9 protein-coding genes and 1 pseudogene are annotated in these 19,318 nt (G+C 74.2%); 7 read left to right on the top strand and 3 right to left on the bottom strand.

Going from position 1 to position 19,318, the window contains the following annotated elements; all coding sequences use genetic code 11:
- Positions 1-228: 228 nt before the first annotated feature.
- A pseudogene (locus BT98_RS28275) lies at positions 229-591 on the bottom strand (sensor histidine kinase); the annotation flags it as partial.
- 560 nt (positions 592-1,151) lie between these two features.
- Complete coding sequence (locus BT98_RS0120490; RefSeq protein ID WP_162175666.1) at positions 1,152-2,348, bottom strand: FIST signal transduction protein; 1,197 nt, start codon at positions 2,346-2,348, stop codon at positions 1,152-1,154.
- A 352-nt stretch (positions 2,349-2,700) separates the two neighbouring features.
- On the opposite strand from BT98_RS0120490, the gene BT98_RS0120485 reads away from it, so the two are divergent.
- Genes BT98_RS0120485 through BT98_RS0120460 form a run of 5 tightly spaced genes read left to right on the top strand, consistent with a single transcriptional unit; the run spans position 2,701 to position 15,846 of the window.
- Entirely contained in the window at positions 2,701-4,338 is a 1,638-nt protein-coding gene (locus BT98_RS0120485) for a glycosyltransferase family 4 protein (RefSeq protein ID WP_019461979.1), read from the top strand.
- 9 nt (positions 4,339-4,347) lie between these two features.
- Complete coding sequence (locus BT98_RS25480) at positions 4,348-11,895, top strand: type I polyketide synthase (protein ID WP_081798693.1); 7,548 nt, start codon at positions 4,348-4,350, stop codon at positions 11,893-11,895.
- Positions 11,892-13,253 (top strand): aminotransferase class I/II-fold pyridoxal phosphate-dependent enzyme, encoded by a 1,362-nt coding sequence (locus BT98_RS0120475; protein WP_019461977.1) that lies wholly within the window; start codon positions 11,892-11,894, stop codon positions 13,251-13,253. Before BT98_RS25480 ends, BT98_RS0120475 begins: the two co-directional genes overlap by 4 nt.
- Positions 13,254-13,282: 29 nt before the next feature.
- Positions 13,283-14,464, top strand: coding sequence for a GNAT family N-acetyltransferase (locus BT98_RS26340; protein ID WP_019461976.1), 1,182 nt, complete (start codon positions 13,283-13,285; stop codon positions 14,462-14,464).
- Entirely contained in the window at positions 14,461-15,846 is a 1,386-nt protein-coding gene (locus BT98_RS0120460) for a capsule biosynthesis protein (RefSeq protein WP_019461975.1), read from the top strand. The genes BT98_RS26340 and BT98_RS0120460 overlap by 4 nt, the downstream gene beginning before the upstream one ends.
- A gap of 386 nt (positions 15,847-16,232) precedes the next feature.
- On the opposite strand, the gene BT98_RS25470 is transcribed toward BT98_RS0120460, so the two are convergent.
- Positions 16,233-18,008 carry a capsular polysaccharide export protein, LipB/KpsS family gene (locus BT98_RS25470; RefSeq protein WP_019461974.1) on the bottom strand — a complete coding sequence of 592 codons (1,776 nt, stop codon included), beginning with the start codon at positions 18,006-18,008 and terminating at the stop codon, positions 16,233-16,235.
- Positions 18,009-18,126: 118 nt separating this feature from the next.
- Here BT98_RS25470 and BT98_RS0120450 point away from each other — a divergent pair, with 118 nt between their 5' ends.
- Positions 18,127-18,507 carry a DVU3141 family protein gene (locus BT98_RS0120450; RefSeq protein ID WP_157223116.1) on the top strand — a complete coding sequence of 127 codons (381 nt, stop codon included), beginning with the start codon at positions 18,127-18,129 and terminating at the stop codon, positions 18,505-18,507.
- Between the two features lie 6 nt (positions 18,508-18,513).
- The gene (locus BT98_RS0120445; protein WP_019461972.1) at positions 18,514-19,314 is read left to right on the top strand and encodes an ABC transporter permease; all 801 of its coding nucleotides are present in this window, start codon (positions 18,514-18,516) and stop codon (positions 19,312-19,314) included.
- The last annotated feature ends 4 nt before the right edge of the window (positions 19,315-19,318 follow it).

Below are 19,318 nucleotides of genomic sequence, written 5' to 3'. Positions count from 1 at the left end.
TCCCCCCGGCGCGGTGAAGCGCATGGCATTGCTGAGCAGGTTGTCCAGGATTTGCCGGAAGCGCGTCCGGTCCACCCGGATCCACCAGACCTCCTCCGGCAGGTCGCAACTCACCTCGACCTCACGCTCGGCGGCGGTGCCGGCCGTGGCGCCGGTCACCTCCTTCAGCAGCTCGTTCAGCGGCAGCCAGCGCCGGCCCAGCGTCGTGCGCCCGCGCGCCAGGCTGGAATAGTCCAGGATCTCGTTGATCAGCGCCAGCAGGTGCTTGGCCGAGTTCAGGATGTGCCGGTTGTACTCGCCCCGCTCATGCGCCGTGGGTTCGTAGCCGGACCCCGTCGCCATCATCTCGGAAAAGCCGATGATCGCGTTCAGCGGCGTGCGCAGCTCGTGCGTCAGCGTCGCCAGGAAGCGCGACCGCGTGGAGCTCGCCTCCTCCGCCTGCGCCTTGGCCAGCCGCAGCTCCGCCTCGGACCGCTTGCGCAGCAGCACGTCGATATAGACCGACAGCGCGCCCTCGATCAGCTCCTGGTCGGCCTCCTCGAAGGGGCGGCTGACATTGCTTTCCGACTGGTTGCCGATGATCAGCGCCATCCCCGTCGCCGCGTCATAGGCCCAGAGCACGTAGGGCAGGCGCAGGATGCCGGTCAGCTCATAGGCCGGCGTTTCCAGCCGGGTGCGGGAGGTGGTGAAGAAGAAGGACGGCGGCGCCGGCACGAAGATTTCCCCCGCCACCAGGGAATGCCCGGCCTGGCCCGCCGGGGAAGCCTCACCGCCCCCCACGGCGGGGTGTCCGGGAGGACCGCCGGGCGGCAGGCCCAGCGAGTGCGTGACGCGGAAGCGCTGGCTGCCGCGCGGGGTTTCCTGCAACAGCGCCGCGCGGTCGCAGATCGTGTTGTCCACCACGATCTCCAGCATCGGCTCGCCGATATCCTCGGGCGCGTTGCCGTGATCGGCCAGGCGATAGGCCTCGCGGATCAGCTTCGCCACGGTGCGGGACCGCCGCGCCTCCCGGAAGGCCTGGCTCTGCTCCTCCTGCAGCCGCAGCAGCCGCGCCCCCAGCGCGTTGCACTCACGCCGGTAATAGGCGAGTTCGCGCTCCAGCTGCCCATCCGCGGCCGCCGTGCTGGCGCTCTGGGGCGGGAAGATCCCGTTCACGCCGCCCGCCGCCGCAGCACGACCAGCACGCCGGTCCAGTCCAGCGGCCGGCTGTATTCGCCGAAGGGCGCCACCTCCACGCCGGAATAGAAGCCTCCAAAGGGCACGCCCGGCGGCAGGCCCCGCAGCACCATCTCCGCTTCCTCGACCGGCGCGCCGGAACGCGCGCTGCCGCGGCCCGCGCAGTCGATGTAGAAGCCGAGCAGCGCCTCCGGTGCCGCCAGCGAAGCCCGCAGCGCCGCCATGCCTTGCTCCACCGAATCGAGCATCAGCATGTTGTCACGGCCCATGATCTGCACCCGGGCGCCGCGCGCGAAATCCGGCTCGAACAGCGTCACCGAGCCGGTTTCCGGATTGGCCCGCAGGATCAGCCGGTTGACGTAGTCGTTCTCGTCATAGGGGCCGAAGGGGTCGCCCTGCTTCTGGCCCAGCGTCGCCATCAGCGACAGCTCCTGCCCCCGCGCCGCGCCGAGCGAGAGGCCCAGCATCCGCTCGATCACCCCCAGCGCCGGCTGCCCGTCCAGCTCATAGACCTCGGCACCGTCGATGCGGGTGATCTCCATGAAGGTGCTGACCGGACGGCAGCCGTGCAGGATCGCCGTTTCCATCGTCACCTCCGGCGGGAAGACCAGCGCCAGCGCGATGTGCTTGCGCACCGCCCCTCCGTCGAAGACCCAGGCATCGGTCAGGTTCATGTCCGTCAGCAGCCCGCCGCCAACCAGCTGGATGCGGTGCCCGCCCAGCCCCTCGTGCAGCCCCCGCACGATCAGGCTGGCCGGATGCAGCCGCAGCGGCGCCCGGCTGGCCACGCTGTCGAAGAGCAGCAGCACGCTCGCATCCTCGGCTGCCACGGCACGGATGCGCTCCCCCAGCACCAGGCCGCCCTGGTGCTCGTCGGGCTGCAACTCCGCCGAAACCACCGCCGGGACCGGCGCTCCCGCGCCGAAGGCGACCACCAGCAGTTCCAGCCCGCTATAGCCGAAGGCATTGCGCGAGATGGCCCCCGCCGCCGCGCCGCCCACCACCGGCACGGCGCCATAGGCCGCCTGCAGCGCCGCCAGCACCACCTCGCCATCCAGCTTGCCGCCGCAGAAGACCAGGAGGAAGGCGGGCAACATCGCGCCGAGGTCGGCGATGCAGCGTTCCGCGGCCACGGCGGCATCGCCATGCCGCCGGTAGGCAACGCGGATCAAGGGCAGGTCTCCGCCAGGGGAAAAAGGCTCATCGGAAACATCCAGATGCGGCATGGGGACATGGCACACGACACCATAGCCTGAATCGGCATCGGCCAGGACCACCTGCCGCCACGCGCGCCCGGCGCATGGCGCCGCAAGGAACACATGGGCTTCCTCTCATGGAGCCGCGGTTGTCACAACCCCAGGTGCTGGAGGAGCGCAACGACCGGTAACACCAGGCCGTGAGTTCCGACTATGCCGTATTGCAATGCAGAAGAAACACTTCCTTAAGGTTGTAATTAACGTTTATGATGCACTCAAAGGGTGATGGCCGGTCGGTGCATGCCCCGGAACCGACAGGAGTGCCAAGATGGATGCCACGCCATCGGTTCTCGACCGTCAATGGTCCCTGCTTCAGCCCTTGCGCCTGGAGAGCGGCGCAAGCCCCGATACCGGCCCCGGCGTGGTGCTGGACATCTCGCGCCTGCTCGCGCGGGGGCGCAAGGTAGCGCCCTCGGGGATCGACCGGGTCGAACTCGCCTATGCCCGCCGCTGGGCCGCCTTGCCGGAGGACCGCTGCGTCTTCGTGGCCGGCGCCCTGTCCGGCGCCTGGTCCGTGCTGCCCCGCCGCGCGGTGGAAGATCTGGTGGCGGCCCTTTCCATCTCCTGGTGCGGCACGCCCGCCGCCCCTCCGTTTCCCTGTCCGCCATCAGCGGAACCATCCCCGGGGCCGGCCGGCGAGGAGCGGCAGGAGAACCCATGGGATACGCAATGGGAAGCCCGGGGCGAGATGCAGCGGGAGGCGCAGCGCGATGCCGAGAGGATCGCCGGCCGCCTCCGCCTTCTCGCCGGCCTGGGCCTCGGCGCCGGGCAGCTGGCGCCGAACGTCGGCCGCCTGGGCGCGCGCCGCGCCTTCCTGCTGGTCTCGCACCGGGCGTTGGAGCGGCCCGGCCCGATCCAGGCGATGCGGGCCCGCGGCTGCGCCTTCGTGCCGTTGATCCATGACTTGATCCCCGCGACCCATCCGGAATATGCCCGCCCGGGGCAGTCGGCACGGCATCTGCGGCGGATCGACACCACCGCCCGCCTCGCCGACGGGGTGATCGTGAATTCCGCCGACACCGCCGAGGCGCTCGCCCCTCATCTGCGCATCCGCCCGGTGCCCCCGCCGGTGATCGTTGCCCCTCTCGGGATCGAGACCCTGGGCACCAGGGCCCTGGAGGACGAGGCCCCAGGTGCCGGGACCCGAGGCACCGGAGCGGGGACCATGCGGCACGCCACCGCCGAACGGCCCGGCGGCCCGGCTCCCTACTTCGTCGCCCTCGGCACCATCGAGCCCCGCAAGAACCACCTGCTGCTGCTGCATCTCTGGCGCGACTTCGTTCGCGCCGGCACCGCCGGCCTCGGCGGCCCGGTGCCACGACTGCTGATCATCGGCCGCCGCGGCTGGGAGAACGAGAACATCGTCGACATCCTGGAGCGCAGCGCCGTCCTGCGCGGCACGGTCGAGGAACTCGGCCAGGTGCCCGATGCCCGGATGGCCGCGCTGCTGCGCGGCGCCCGGGCGTTGCTTTTCCCCTCCTTCGTGGAAGGCTACGGCCTGCCGCTGGCCGAGGCCCTGGCCCTTGGCGTGCCGGCGATCTGCTCCGACCTGCCCGCGCTGCGCGAGGTCGGCGGCCCGGTGCCGCACTACCTCGATCCGCTCGACGGCGCCGGCTGGCGTGCCGCGATCCTGGACTATGCCCGGCCCGGCAGTGCCGCCCGCGCCGCCCAGGCCACCCGGCTGCAGAACTGGCGGCCGCCGGGCTGGGACTCCCACTTCCGCCAGGTGGACGCCATGCTGGACCATGTGACCCGCCCCCGCCCTGGAAGCGAGGCCGTCGCCCCGCCGGCCGTCCCGGCCCTCCGCCGCTGGTCCGGCTGGCGTCGTGCCGCGGCCCTGGAAAACTCTTCCGAAATCGGAATATTTTCCCGGGTTCCTCTCGCAATCTACGGAAATGCAACGTAAGATTGCGGAATGCCGGTGCTAAAAAACCCTCGAAAGAATCGCGCACCGAAAGCGCAACAAAAGGTTGTCCCGGTTGCCATCGTCGGGGCGGCCTGCCGCTTCCCCGGGGCCGCGGACCTGGATGCCTTCTGGCGCCTGATGGCGGAAGGCCGTGACGCCGTCTCCACCCTGCCGGAAGACCGGTTCTCCCAGGCCCGGTTCCATCACCCGCGCAAGGGCGAGCCCGGCCGCGCCTATACCTTCGCCGCCGGGCATCTGGGCGACATCGCCGGCTTCGACGCCCGGGCCTTCGGCCTGTCCCCGCGCGAGGCCGCGGAGGCCGACCCGCAGCAGCGCCTGCTGCTGGAGGTCGCGGCCGAGGCCATCGAGGATTCCGGCCTGCCCGCCAGCACCCTGGCCGGGCGCCCGGTCGGCGTCTGGATCGGCGGCTCCTCCACCGACTATGCCGAGCTGCGGCTTTCCGACCCTTCGGGGGCGGACCGCTATTTCATGACCGGCAACGCCCTGTCGATCCTGGCCAACCGGCTCACCAACGTCTTCGACCTGCGCGGCCCGGCCCAGACGGTGGACACGGCCTGCTCCTCCGCCCTGGTGGCGCTGCACCACGCGCTGCGCGCCCTGGCGCATGGCGATGCCGAGATGGCCCTGGTGGGCGGCGTGCAGCTGCTGCTTTCGCCCTATGCCTTCATGGGCTTCTCCCGGGCCTCGATGCTCTCGCCCACCGGCCGGTGCCGCGCCTTCGACGCCGCCGCCGACGGCTATGTCCGGGCCGAGGGCGCGGGCATGGTGCTGCTGAAGCCGCTGGACCGGGCCCTGGCGGAGGGGGACCGGGTGCGCGCCGTGCTGCTCGCCTCCGGCGTCAACAGCGCTGGCCGGACCATCGGCCTGTCCCTGCCCAATGGCGAGGCCCAGGCCGCGCTGATGGAGCGCGTGATGCGCGAGGCCGGGGTGGAGCCGGAGCAGTTCGGCTATTTCGAGGCCCATGGCACCGGCACCCAGGCCGGCGACCCGATCGAGACCTGGGCGATTGGCGAGGCCATCGCGAAGCGCCGCCGCGCACCGCTGCCGGTGGGTTCGGTGAAGACCAATATCGGCCATACCGAGCCCGCCTCCGGCATGGCCGGGCTGCTCAAGGCGATGCTGGTGCTGGAACGCCGCAGCATCCCGCCCAGCCTGCACTTCTCCACGCCCAACCCGAACATCGCCTTCGACGGCCTGAACCTGCGTGTGCCGGTGGCGGAGGAGCCGCTGCGCCTCGGCAGCCGTCCGGCCCGCCGGCGCGGCGACCCGGCGCCGGTGGTGGGGGTGAACTCCTTCGGCTTCGGCGGCACCAACGCCTCGGTGGTCCTCGCCACCGCACCCGTGACGGCCGCCTTGGAGGAACCCGCCTCCGGGGAGGTTCCCGCCCTCCCGGCCACGCCGCTGCCGCCCCTGCTGCTTTCCGCCCGTTCCCCCGCCGCGCTGCGCCTCCTGGCCGGGCGCTGGCAGGCGCGGCTGGCGGAAACGCCGGACGGGGACCTGCCTGCCCTGCTGCGCGGCGCCGCCCGCCACCGCGACCTGCAGCCGCAGCGACTCGCCCTGCGCGGCCGCACCGCCGTCGAACTCGCCGCCGCGCTGGCCGACTGGTCGGAAGGCCGCGACAACCCCGCCGCCACCGAGGGCCAGGCCCCCGCCGCATCCGATATCCCAGCGGGCGGCCTCGCCTTCGTCTTTTCCGGCAACGGCTCGCAGTTTCCCGGCATGGCGCGCGAGGCCCTGGCCGCCAGTCCCGCCCTGCGCGCCGGGCTGGAGGAAGCCGACGCGGCCCTGGCGCCGCTGCTCGGCTGGTCGCCCGCCGCCCGCCTCGCCGCGGGCGTCTCCGAGGCGGAGGTCGCCGGCACCGACATCGCCCAGCCGCTGCTCTTCGCCATCCAGGCCGCCCTGCTCCGCGCCCTGGCGGGGGAGGGGCTGCGCCCCGCCCTGGTCATCGGCCATTCGGTCGGCGAGGCCGCCGCCGCGCTCGCCGCCGGCATCCTGGACATGGACCAGGCCGCCCGCCTCGTGGTGGCCCGTTCCGCCGCGCAGCACCGCACCCGCGGCCAGGGCCGCATGGCCGCCCTGGCCCTGCCGCCCGAGGAAGCCGCGCCGCTGCTGGCGGAAGCCGGTCCCGGGCTGGAGATCGCCGCCCGCAACGCCCCCCGCGCCGTCACCGTGGCGGGCCCCGCCGGGGCCATCGCCCGCCTGGCCGATCTGGCGAAGGCCCACCGTGCGAGCTGCGTGCCACTCGACCTCGACTACGCCTTCCATTCCGCCGCCATGGAGCCGGTGCGGGAAGCCCTGCTCGGCGCCCTCGGCACCATGGCGCCGCGCCCCGGCCAGATCCCCTTCGTCTCCACCGTCACCGGCGCCCCGTTGCCCGGCGAGGCGGCGGACGCGGAATACTGGTGGCGCAACCTGCGCGCCCCGGTGCGCTTCGCCGAGGCCATGGCGGCGGCGCTGGGGCAGGGGGCCCGGCTCTTCCTGGAGATCGGCCCCAACCCGGTCCTGCAATCCTATCTGCGCGAAGGCGCCCGCGCCGCCGGCCTCACCGCCGGGACGCTCTTCAGCCTGTCCCGCCGCGACCGCCCGGAGGCCTTTCCCGGCGGCGACCCCGTGCCCGCCATCGCCGACCGCGCCACCACGCGCGGCGCCGACCCGCGCGGCGGCGCGCTGTTCCGGGGCCCGGCCCGCCGCGACCTGCCGCTGACCCCCTTCGCGCGGGAGCGCCATTGGCTGGGCGCGACGGCGGAAAGCCACCGCCTGCACGACGCGCCGCGCGACCACCGCCTGCTGGGCGAGCGCCAGGACCCGGAACCCCGCCTCTGGGGCCGCGAGTTCGACACGCTGCTGGAACCCTGGCTGGACGACCACCGCCTGGGCGGTGAGCCGGTGCTGCCCGGCGCCGCCATGCTGGAAATGGCGCTCGCCGCCGCCGCCCTGCGCTTCCCCGAGGCCCCGGCGCTGGAGGTCGCGACCTTCCAGATCCTCCGCCCCCTGCCGCTTTCCGATGGCGAGACGCGGCAGGTGCGTCTGCGCCTCGCCGATGATGGCGTCGTCACCCTGGAAAGCCGCCTGCGCCTGGCCGAGACCGCCTGGACGCTGCATGCCCGCGGCCGCCTGGGCGAGGCCAACGAGGCCGCGCTTCCCGCCACCGCCGCCCTGGCCCTGGCCGCGCCGGACGAGATGACGGGACCGGAGATCACCGCGCTCGCCGCCCGCCTCGGCCTGGATTACGGCCCGGCCTTCCGCCCGCTGGTTTCCGTCGCCACCGAGGGCGGGCAGGCGCTGCTCCGCCTCGCCCTGCCCGGGGCCGCCCCGCCGGACGAGGGCTTCCACCTCCACCCCGTCCGCCTCGACGGCGCGCTGCAGGGGCTGATCGGGTTGCTGGCGCCGCAGTTCCCGGCCCGCGCCGACGCGCTGCCGGAGGGCGAGGCCCTGGTCCCCGTCCGCTTCGAGCGCCTGGTCTTCCGCCGTGGCGCCGCCCCGGCGGACAGCGCGGAGCTCCGCCTCGCCAGCCTGGGGGAGCGTTCCGCCGAGGCCAGCCTCCTGCTGCGCGACGCCGCCGGCCAGGTGGTGGCCTTCGCCCAGGGCGTGACCCTCCAGCGCCTGCGCCTGGCGCGCGGCGAGGAAGCGCCGCTGCGTGCCTTCCGGCTGGAGGACGTGCCGGTCGCCGACCCCTCGCTGCCGGCTCCCGAACCCGCCCTCGACGACGCCCTCGCCGCCGCGATGCGGGCCGACGAGCGGCTGGACCTCAGCGAATCCGCCCTGCTGCTGGAGGGCTGGGCCGGTGTCCTGGCGCAGCGCGCCCTGTCCGCCCTGCCCACCATCCGTTCCGCCCCGGCCACGCCGCCCGCCACCCTGGCCGGCGGGCTGTGGCAGGCCCTGGCGGAGGACGGCCTCGCCCACCATGACGGCACCGCCTGGCGCCTGCTGCCGCAGGAGGAACTGCCGGCGCCCGAGGAGATCTGGCAGTCCGTCCTGGCTGACCAGCCCGCCCTGGCGCACGACCTCGCCTGGCTCGCCCTGGCGGCGGAACGCCTGCCGGACAGCCTCGCCGGCCATGTCCCCGCCCTGCCGCTCGCCCCGCCCGACCTTGCCGGCGGCCAGGACCGTTTGGCCGAGACCGCCGCCGCCGCCGCCGCCGCCCTGGCCGCCGCATGGCCCGCCGACCGGCCGCTGCGCGTGCTCGACCTCGGCGGCGCCGCGCTGACCCGCCACCTGCTCGCCGCCCTGGCCGAGACCGGCCGCGCCGTCACCCTGCTGGTGGCAGGGGAGGGCCGTCCCCTGCCGGAAGCGCGCGGCCATGTGGCGCCGGAAGCCCTGGCCTGGGACCCGCTTTCGGAACAGCCCGCCCCCGTGGCGGCGGATCTGGTGGTGGGCATCGGCGCCGCGCTTCGCGCCCGCTGCGGCACCGCCCTCCTGTCCCGCCTCGCCCCCGCATTGGCCGAAGGCGGCACCCTTCTCCTGGCCGAGCCGCTGCCGGGCCGCCTGCTCGACCTCGCCCTGGGGCAGGAGCCCGGCTGGTGGTCGGGCCGCCCCCTGCCGGACGCTGCGGAATGGCGCGCCGCCCTGGCGCGGGAGGCCGGCTGGCACCACGTGCGGGCCGAACCGCTGCGCGCCGCGCCCTGGCCCGCCCTGCTGCTCCTCGCCACCCGTCCGGCGCCGGTGCGCCACCCCGCGACGGGCAGCGTATCGGCTCGGCCCGCTTCCGCCCGCCTCCTGCTCCTGGCCGATGCCGGCGCCGCCGCGCTGCGCGACGCCCTGGCCGGGGAACTTGCCGCCGCCCTGCCGGATGCCCTCCGCGACGGCGGGTGGCTGGAGGATGCCGCCGCACTGCCGGCCCGCGACCTGCGCGGCGCCGACCTGCTGGTCCTGGCCGCCCCCGGCGAGGCCGACCCGGCCACCAGCCTCGCCGCCACCCTGGCTGCCCTGGCCCGGCTGGCCGAGGCGGCCCAGGGCACCGTCCGGCGCTTCACCCTGGTCATCGCCGGCACTCCCGCCCAGCCTGTCGCCGAGGCCCTGCGCGCCTTCGCCCGCGGCCTGGCCAACGAGATGCCGGACCTCGCCCCGCGCCGAATCCTGCTGGACACCGCCCTGGCGCCCCGGGCCGCGGCGGCCCGCCTGCTGCCGGAACTCCTCGCCCCGGGCGCGGAACCCGAGCTGCTGATCGGGGCCGCCGCCCGCCGCGCCCCGCGCCTGCGCCCGGGCGGCGCCGAACCGCGCCCGCCGGCCGCCCCCGCGCGCCTCGCCGTGCGCCAGCCGGGACAGCTCGGCAGCCTGGGCTGGGAACCCTCGCCGGTCCAGCATGCCCCGCTGGCCCAGGGCGAGATCGCCGTGCGCATCGAGGCCGCCGGGCTGAACTTCCGCGACCTGATGTGGGCCCAGGGCCTGCTGCCGGAGGAAACCCTGCGCGACGGCTTCGCCGGGCCCGGCCTGGGCATGGAATTCGCGGGCGTGGTCGAGGCCGCCGGTCCCGGCACCGCGTTGAGCCCCGGGGCTCGCGTCTTCGGCTTCGCCCCGCGCGCGCTCGCCTCCCATGCCGTGACCCGGGCCGAGGCCGTGGCGCCGATGCCGGAGGGCATGGGCTTCGCCGCCGCCGCCACCGCCCCCGTGGCCTTCCTCACCGCCATCTGGTCGCTGGAAGCCTGCGCCCGCCTCCAGCCGGGCGAGCGCGTGCTGGTCCATGGCGGCGCCGGGGCGGTCGGCCTCGCCGCCCTGCAGGTCGCCCGCGCCGCCGGGGCCGAGGTGGCGATGACCGCCGGCACCGAGGCCAAGCGCGCCTTCCTGCGCGCCGCCGGGGCCGACCTGGTGCTGGACAGCCGCGACGCCGGCTTCGCCGACCATCTCCGCCGCCACTGGCCGGACGGGGTGGACGTGGTGCTCAACAGCCTGGCCGGGGAGGCGATGGAACGCTCCATCGCCCTGCTGCGCCCCTGGGGCCGCTTCGTCGAACTGGGCAAGCGCGACTATGCCGAGGACCGCCGCATCGCGCTTCGCCCCTTCCGCCGCAACATCAGCTATTTCGGCGTGGACGTGGACCAGCTTCCGGCCGCCCGCCCGGGCGAGGCGCAGCGGCTGATCGAGAGCCTGCGCGACCGCCTGTCGCGCGGCGAGCTGATCCCGCTGCCCCGCCTGACCCGCCGGGCGGAGGAGGTGGAGGACGCCTTCCGCCTGCTCCAGGCAAGCGCGCAGATCGGCAAGATCGTGATCCTGCCGCCGCGCCTCCAGGCGGAGGAGAAGCCGGGCTGGACCCCGCCGGAGGGCCTCGTCCTCGTCACCGGCGGCACCGGCGGCTTCGGCCTGGAATGCGCCAAGTGGCTCGCCGCCAGCGGCGCCAGGCGCCTCGCCCTCGTTTCCCGCCGCGGCCCCGCCACGCCGGGCATCGAGGCCGCGCTGGTGGCCCTGGGTGCCCTGGGCGCCCGCGCCTCGGCCCATGCCTGCGACGCCGCCGATCCCCAGGCCCTGGCCACGCTGCTGGACACGCTGCGGCGCGAGGGGCCCGTGGCCGGGGTGGTCCATGCCGCCGCGGTCTTCGACGACGGCGCGCTGGCCTCGCTCGACGCGCCGCGCTTCGCCGCCGTGCTGGGCCCCAAGCTGCGGGCGGCCCTGAACCTCGACCGCCTGACGCGGCGCGACCCGCTGGAGCTGTTCCTGCTCTTCTCCTCGGCCACCACGCCGCTCGGCAATCCGGGGCAGGGCAACTACGTCGCCGCCAATGCCGGGCTGGAGGCCCTGGCCCGCGCCCGCCGGGCGGAGGGCCTGCCCGCCCTGGCGGTCGGCTGGGGACCGATCGCCGATGCGGGCATCCTGGCCCGCGAATCCGGCACCGCCGCCACCCTGGCCCGCCGCCTGGGCGTGGAGCCGATGGCATCGCGCGAGGCGCTGGACAGCCTGCCGGCGCTGCTGTCCGGCGACCGGCCCGTGGTGCATCTCGCCCGGCTCGGCTGGCGTCGCCTGGGCGCCGCCCTGCCGGTGCTGCGCGAACCCGCCTTCACCCTGGTGCGCGAGGCCGGCGGAACGGGCGCCGAGGTCGAGGACATGCGCGCCCATCTCGCCACCCTGCCGCCCGAGGAAGCCCGCGCCCTGCTGGTCCGCATCGGCGCCGAGGAACTCGGCCGCATCCTGCGCCTGCCGCCCGAATCCCTGGCCGCCGACACGCCCGTGGCGCGCCTGGGGCTGGACAGCCTGGGCGGGCTGGAGCTGCGCGGCGCGCTGGAACAGCGCCTGGGCCTCTCCGTCCCGCTCGCCGGCGTGACCGACGACCTCACCCTCGGCTCCCTCGCCGCCCGCGTGGCCGATGGCCTGCGCGGCGGCGGCGAGGAAGCCCAGGTCGCCATGCTGCTGGAGCATTTCGAGCCCTCGCATCCCCCGGAGGATCTGGCGGCGGGCGGTGAGGCGGCCTCCGGCGGCCACGCCGCTCCGCCGGTGCCCTCCCGCGACATTGCCCGTGGAATTCCCTCGCATCCTTCCCCTGGCGGCCCGCAGCCCGGCGCCGCCGGCGGCCAGCCCCTGACCACCGAGGGAGAGACCGCCCGATGACCCATTCCTTCGGCCTCTCCACCACCGCCCGCCTGGCGCTGCTGCAGCGCCTGGCCAAGCGGCGCGCGCACCAGGACGAGGCGCGGATCGGCCAAGGGGAAGACCAGGGGAGGAACCGAGGGAGCGCGGCCCGCGGCACCCGCAGCCGCTTCGCCGACCTGCCCGGCATGCGCGACTTCGCCCTGATGCAGACGGCGGTGGAGGCGCTCTCGCTGGAAAGCCCCTTCTTCCGCCCCCATGCCGGCGTCGCGGGCGCCCGGACCACCATCGGCAACAGCCGCTACCTCAACTTCTCCTCCTACAACTACCTCGGGCTGAACGGCGATCCGCGCGTCACCGGCGCGGCCAAGGCGGCGATCGACCGCTACGGCGTCTCCCCCTCCGCCTCCCGCCTCGTTTCCGGCGAGCGCCCGGTCCATGCCGAGCTGGAATCCCTGCTGGCGGAGAACTACGGCGCCGAGGCCGCGCTCTGCATGGTCTCCGGCCATGCCACCAACGTCACCGTCATCGGCCACCTGATGGGCGCGCGCGACGTCATCGTCCACGACGCCGCCATCCACAATTCCTGCACCGAGGGCGCCCGCCTTTCCGGCGCCCGGCGCATCCCCTTCGCCCACAACGACTGGCGCGCCGCCGAGCGCGCGCTGGAAGGCGCCCGCCGCGCCGCCGGCCGCGCCCTGCTGGTGGTCGAGGGCCACTACTCCATGGACGGCGACGTCCCCGACCTCGCCCGCTTCGTGGAGATCGCCCGCCGCCACGACGCCTGGCTGATGGTGGACGAGGCCCATTCCCTCGGCGTGCTCGGCCCCACCGGCCGCGGTGTCTTCGAGGCGCAGGGCGTCGATCCCGCCGGGGTGGACATCTGGATGGGCACGCTCAGCAAGACCCTGTCCGGCTGCGGCGGCTTCATCGCGGCCCAGCGCGACCTGATCGAATGGCTGCGCCACACCGCGCCGGGCTTCGTCTATTCCGTCGGCCTGCCGCCCAACCTCGCCGCCGCCGCCAGCGAATCCCTGCGCATCATGCGCGCCGAGCCCTGGCGCGTGGAGAAGCTCCAGCGCAACGCCCGCCACTTCCGCGACCGCGCCCGCGCCATGGGCTTCGACACCGGCTCCTCCGAGGGCCATGCCATCGTGCCCGTCATCACCGGCTCCTCGGTGAAGGCCGCCCGGCTGTCCGTCGCGATGTTCGAGCGCGGCGTGAACGTGCAGCCCATCGTTTTCCCCGCCGTGCCGGAACAGGCCGCCCGCCTGCGCTTCTTCCTTTGCGCCGAGCACGAGACGGCCGAGCTGGACCGCGCGCTGGAGGTCCTGGCCGAGGCCATGGCCAGCCTCTCCCCGCTGGAGGTCCCGGGCTGACCACGCTCGCCACATCGCCGGCCGGAACGATGGCCGCGCCCGCCATGGCGCGGGCATCGGCCCCGCTCCGCATCGTCGGGATCGCCTCGGCGCCGGAGGCCGCCACCTGGCTCGACCTGCCCGCGCGCCTGGGCGGGGAGGCGGCGGGCTGGACCGTGCCCCTGCTCTTCGAGAGCCGCCGCGTCTTCGATCCCGGCTTCAACACCGCCCTGGGCGAATGGCACATCGCCCGCTTCCTGGCCCTGCGCGGCGCGGAGCCGGTGGGCCGCATCTGCGCCGCCCTGCCGCGCGACGGCTCCACCGGCGGCATCGGCCATTTCGGCTTCCTGGCCTGCGAGGAGGACCCCGCCATCCTGCGCGCCCTGCTCGGCGCCGCCGCCGCGCAGCTCGCCGCCTGGGGCGCCACCGCCCTGCGCGGCCCCTTCTCCTTCTCGGTGAACCACGAGATCGGCCTGCGCGTCGAAGGCGGGGAGGCGCCGATGCTGCGCATGCCCCGCAACCCCGCCTGGCTGCCGCCCCTGCTGGAGGAAGCCGGCGCCCCGCTCGGCCTGCGGCGGGAGAAGGACGTCCTCGCCTGCACGCTGGACGTCGCCGCCGAGACCCACCGCGCCCGCTTCGCCTCCCTCCTGGCCCTCTGGCCGGGACGCGGCAGCCTCCGCATCCGCCCGCATGACCCCTGGCGGCTGGGCGAGGAGGTCGCGCTGATCCGCGCGCTCTACAACGATGCCTGGGCGCAGAACTGGGCCGCCCAACCCGTCACCGCCGCCGAGTCCGACACGATGCGCCGCCTGCTGCGCCCGCTGCTCGCCTCCGGCCGTGTCCTCTTCGCCGAATGGCAGGGCGAGCCGGTCGGCCTCTGCGCCGTGGTGCCGAACCTGGAGGAAATCTCCCACCGGCTCGGCGGCCGCCTCTGGCCCTCCGGCTGGCTCGGCATGGCCGGCGCGCTGGCCGGCCGCACCACCTCCGCCCGCATTCCCCTGCTCGGCATCCGCCGCGCCTTCCGCCGCAGCCAGGTCTCGCGCATGGCCGTCGGCGCCCTGCTGTCCGAGGCCATCGCCCTGGCGGAACGCCGTGGCTGGCAGCGCCTCGAAGTCTCCTGGATCCTGGAAGACAATGCCTCGATGCTGGCCGCGATGACGCGGCTGCGCGCCCCCGTCACCGGGCGCTGGCGCGTCTGGCACGCACCGCTGGAGGCGACGCCTCCCGCATGAACGCCATCGCCACCACCCGCGCCGGCACCCCGCCGCCCGGGCACAAGTCCTTCCTGTTCCTGCAAGGGCCGATCAGCCCCTTCTTCCGTCTTGTCGGCGCCGAGCTCCGCGCCCTCGGCCACGACGTGCTGCGCGTGAACCTCAATGCCGGCGACTGGCTGATCTGGCACGGCCCCGACGCCGTGAGCTACCGTGGCCGCCCCGGCGACTGGCCCGCCTGGTTCGAGGCGCTCTGCGAGGAGCGCCAGGCCACCGACCTCGTGCTTCTGGGCGAGCAGCGCCCGATGCACCGCGCCGCCATCGCCATCGCCCGACGCCGCGGCATGCGCGTCGTGGCCACGGATTTCGGCTATATCCGCCCGGACTGGATCGTCCTGGAACGCGACGGCATGAATGCCGAGAGCCGGTTCCCGCGCGACCCCGAGACCATCGTCGAGATGGGCCGCAACCTGCCGCCGCCCGACCTCGTGGTGCATCACCGCGACAGCTTCCCGCGCCAGGCCGCCTGGGACATCGCCTACCATCTCACGGCGATGCTGCGCTGGCCCTTTCCGCACCACCGCAGCCACCAGCTCTATCACCCGATCCCCGTCTATGCGGGCACGCTGCTGCGCCTGCTGACCCGGCGCCACGACAACCGCCGCGCCGACGCCATCGTGCGCGCGCTGCAGGGCAAGGGCCTGCTCTTCCTCTTCGCCATGCAGATGGAGACGGACTTCTCCCTGCGGGCCTATTCCCACTACCCCGACCTCGACACGGCGATGGAGGAGGTGATCGAATCCTTCGCCCGCCACGCGCCCGCCGAGGCGAAGCTGCTGGTCAAGGTCCACCCGCTCGACCCCGGCATCAAGCGCTGGAAGCGCCGCGTCCGCCGCATCGCCCAGCGCCACGGCGTGGCCGGCCGCGTGCACTACCTGGGCGGCGGCAATCTCGGCCACATCACCGAAAGCGTGCAGGGCGTCATCACCGTCAACAGCACCGTCGGGTTGCGCGCCCTGATCGACAACCTGCCCACCCACGCGCTGGGCCAGGCGATCTACAGGATTCCCGGCCTCACCCATGCCGGGCCGCTCGACGCCTTCTGGCGCGACCCGCCCCGCCCCGACATGGCGCTGCGCGAGGGCTTCCTGCGCGGCATCGCCCACTGCCTGCACATCCGCGGCGTCTACTACGCGAAGGAAGGCCTCGCCGTCGCCGTGCGGCAGGCCACCCACCGCCTGCACCACGGGCTGCTGAACGCCCCCGTGCTGGACTTCACCGCCGCGCCCGCCCTGCCGCCTCTCGCCGCCCCGGTCCCGCCGCCCATCGGCGCCGCCACCAACCCCCTCGCGGAATCCCCACCACAGCGGATGGAGACGCCGGTCCCGGTTCCGTCGCGATAGGATGGCCTTTCGGGCGTTGCGCCTCATGGCTGGCCGCCGGGGGAGAGGCGCCGCCTCTCCGCCCGGCCCCCCTCTCCGCCGGGGACCGGAGCCGGTCCCCGGACCCCGGGCCTGAGCTGGCTCTGCGTGGTGGCCGTCAGCCTGCGGCCTGATCCCCGGGAGCAGGTGGAAAGGCGGGGCTCCCGAAAAGAAAGACACCGTTTCCGCACGGGCGGCACCGGCAATCCGCCGGAGAGCCATGCTCTCCGGCGCGATCCGGCATCAGCGAGCGCCAACGAACCGGGTCCAGGGCCCGCAGGGTCCTGGCGGATAGGGGGTCCGGGGGAAAGGCAGCGCCTTTCACCCGGGACAGAGCAACGGCAACCGCGAGGCGTGTCCGAACGCCCCTACCGCCGCCCGGCCAGCCGCGCGATCCAGCGCCGGAGCCGCCCTTCCAGCCCGCGATGCAGGGTCAGGGGCGAGAGCTTCCAGGCGTCGGGATCTTCCAAGCGTTCCAGGATCAGCTCGGCCTGGCAGGGCAGCAGCGTCACCGGGTCGATGTAGCGCGGGTAGAGGAGCAGCGTCGCCGCCACCAGCTCCTCCAGCGACCGCGCCACGCCGCGCCGCCCGGGCGGAAAGCCTTCCGGCGCCCGGTCCTCGGTCAGTCCCCAGCCGGCATAGAAAGGGCGCCCGTAGGTCACGACCGGCACGCCGCGCAGCAGCGCCTCGAAGCCGGAAAGCGAGGTCAGCGTGTGCACCTCGTCCACCAGCGGGAACAGGCCGGAGAGCGGCGCGCCCACCACCACCTGGTCCGCCACCGCCGCCAGTTCCGCCGCCGCGATCCGCCCCTTGCGGAACCCCGCCTCCAGGTCCGGATGCGGCTTGTAGAGGATGAACCCTTCCGGCCGCGCCGCCCGCACCGCCCGCAACAGCGCGAGGTTGGACTGGATCGCCCCGCCGCCGCAGCGCACCGAGGCATCGTCCTGCACCTGCCCGGGCACCAGCAGGACCGGCCGCCCCGCCGGTGCCGCGATGGGCGGAACCTCCCCGCCCAGGTGGTACTTGCCGATGCCGCGTTCCACGATCGCCGCGCGCAGCGCCCGCGCCCGTGCCAGCAGCGCCCGGTCCGCCACCCCCCGCTGCAGGATCAGCTCCAGATCCGAGGGCTGCGCCGGGTCGTAATAGGCCCCGCGCCCGTCGAGGCAGTAGGAGGCCCCCGGCAGGAACCGCGCCCCCAGCCCGCGCGAGCGCAGGAAGCCATCCTCCAGCGCCAGCACCGGCAGCCCTTGCGCGCGCAGTCCCGGCTTCTCGCGCGAGGCCCAGACGGCGATCCCGCCGGCCTCGCCCCGCTCCTGCGCCGTGCGGGCCATCCGCAGCGCGCCTTCCGCGCTCTCCGCGAAGCATGGCGCCGCGCCGTTGTCGCGCCCCAGCAGCGCGCCGACCTGCGCCCGCTTCCAGCGCGCGATGCCCAGGCAGACAGAGACGCGCCGGTTCTCCCCCTCCCGCTCCCGCCAGAAGCGCAGCATCTCCATCGCCTCGGGCAAGGGGAGGGGGCTGCGCCGGAACGGGTCCGCCGCCCGCGCCTCCGCCAGGTCGCCCGGTGGCGCATCGGGGCAGGAGAGGCCCGCGATCCGCGCCAGCACCGCCATGGCCCACCCCGCGCCCCGGATGGCGCCCTGCATCTCCGTGGCGAGGTCGATCAGGCTCCAGGGCGAGACGCGCCGCTCCAACCGCGCCGCGCCCGGCACGGGGCCGGGCAGGAACCCCGTCCAGGGGTCGCGCGTCAACGCCGGCCTCCCCCCTTCCGCCAGGACCCGCCGCGCCGCCGCCTCCGTGAAGCAGAGCGCATCCCCGCGGACCTCGCCGCCCAGCGCCTCGCCCCCGGGATCGGGCAGCCCGGGCGGCCCGCCCAGCCGGTGGCGCCGCGCCAGCGCCGCCGCCTCGTCCCGCTCCTCCGGGCCGGCGGTCCCCGCTAGGCCGGGCGCGAAGAGGATCGGCGGCGCCCGGTGCTCGGCGAAGCCCGGCGGATCGAAGGGGGAGGAGGAGACCCGCTGTACCAGCCCCGCCCAGCCCCGCGGCGCCGGATCGCCCTCCCGCAGCAGCAGCGGTCCCACCCCGACCCGTTCCCGGACCAGCACGGCATCCGGCCAGAACCCGGGAAGGTGTGGCCAGGAAGCCAGCATCGCTTCCGTAACCGTAAGAGGAGTGGTCAATTTCATCCGTTAACCATTTTACTCGCAGTTGCGGGATCGGCTACCTTGGGTAGATGAAATGCCGGGCAAACTTCAGGATTTTCGCGGTATGAGAGTGTTTCTGCTCCTTCTTCCGCTCCTGCTGGCTGGATGCGGCGGTCGCGGCATCGGGCTGACATGGGAGCCTGCCCCGGCCGCCGCCTCCGCCGCGAGCCCGAACCTGCCCCTGCCGCCGGCCCGCCAGGCGGATGCGATCGGCGCCTTCGTCGGACAGGCCCAGCCGGGCCAGCAGGCCAGCCTGCCCCTGCCCGATGGCGGCCGCGTCGCCAGCGTGCGGGTGGTGCGCGCCTATGACGCCGCCTCCGGCCGCCCTTGCCGCGAGGTGCAGATCGGCGGCGCCCCCGGCAGCCGCGTCTATTGCCAGGACCCCGCCCTCGGCTGGGTGCCCACCCGTCCGCTGCTCAGTGGCGGCACCTTCGGACAGTTGTGACCTGACGTGAGCATCTCCTACGGGGAAAAGCCGAGCCTGCTGGAATCCTTCCACGTGCAGCGTGCCGTGGTGGGGGCGCTTTTCATGCGCGAGCTGCATACGCGCTTCGGCCGCCACAACATCGGCTTCCTCTGGCTCTTCCTCGAACCGCTGACCCTGGGCACGGCGGTGGGCATGCTCCACTCCCTGTCGGGGCATGACATGCCGGGGGGCATCGATCCCTTCCTGTTCTCGATGTTCGGCTACGTGCCCTTCTTCGTCTTCCGCTCCGTCGTCACCCGCGCCCCCAGCGCGATCCATTCCAACCTCACCCTGCTCTACCACCAGCGCGTGACGCTGCTGGACATCATGCTGGCGCGCAACATCCTCGAATCCTCCGCCATCCTCGGCGTGATCGTGGTGATCGTCGCGGTCTGCTCCTTTGTCGCGGAGAAGCCGCCGGCCAATCCCGGCCTGCTGATCCTCGGCGTGTCCTGCATGATCCTGCTCAGCCACGGCCTGTCGCTCCTGCTGGCCTCGGCCGGGGGGCGCTGGGAAGGTTTCGACCGCCTCGTCCACCCCGTGACCTACCTGCTGATGCCCGTCTCCGGCGCCTTCTTCGCGCTGAACTGGTTCTCCCCGGAATGGCGCGAGATCCTGCTCTGGATGCCGCTGATCAACATCCACGAGATGATCCGCGACGGCCAGTTCGGCGACCAGCTCCCCTCCTACTACGACACGGTCTACATCCTCGAATGGATCGTCGGCAGCAACGTCACCGGCATGCTGGCGCTGCGCGCCGTGCGCAGCAAGCTGAGCATGTACTGACGCC

Origin of the sequence: Roseomonas mucosa ATCC BAA-692, assembly GCF_000622225.1 — a bacterium.
GTDB classification, from domain to species: domain Bacteria; phylum Pseudomonadota; class Alphaproteobacteria; order Acetobacterales; family Acetobacteraceae; genus Roseomonas; species Roseomonas mucosa.
This window is presented reverse-complemented; position numbering and strand designations above follow the sequence as displayed.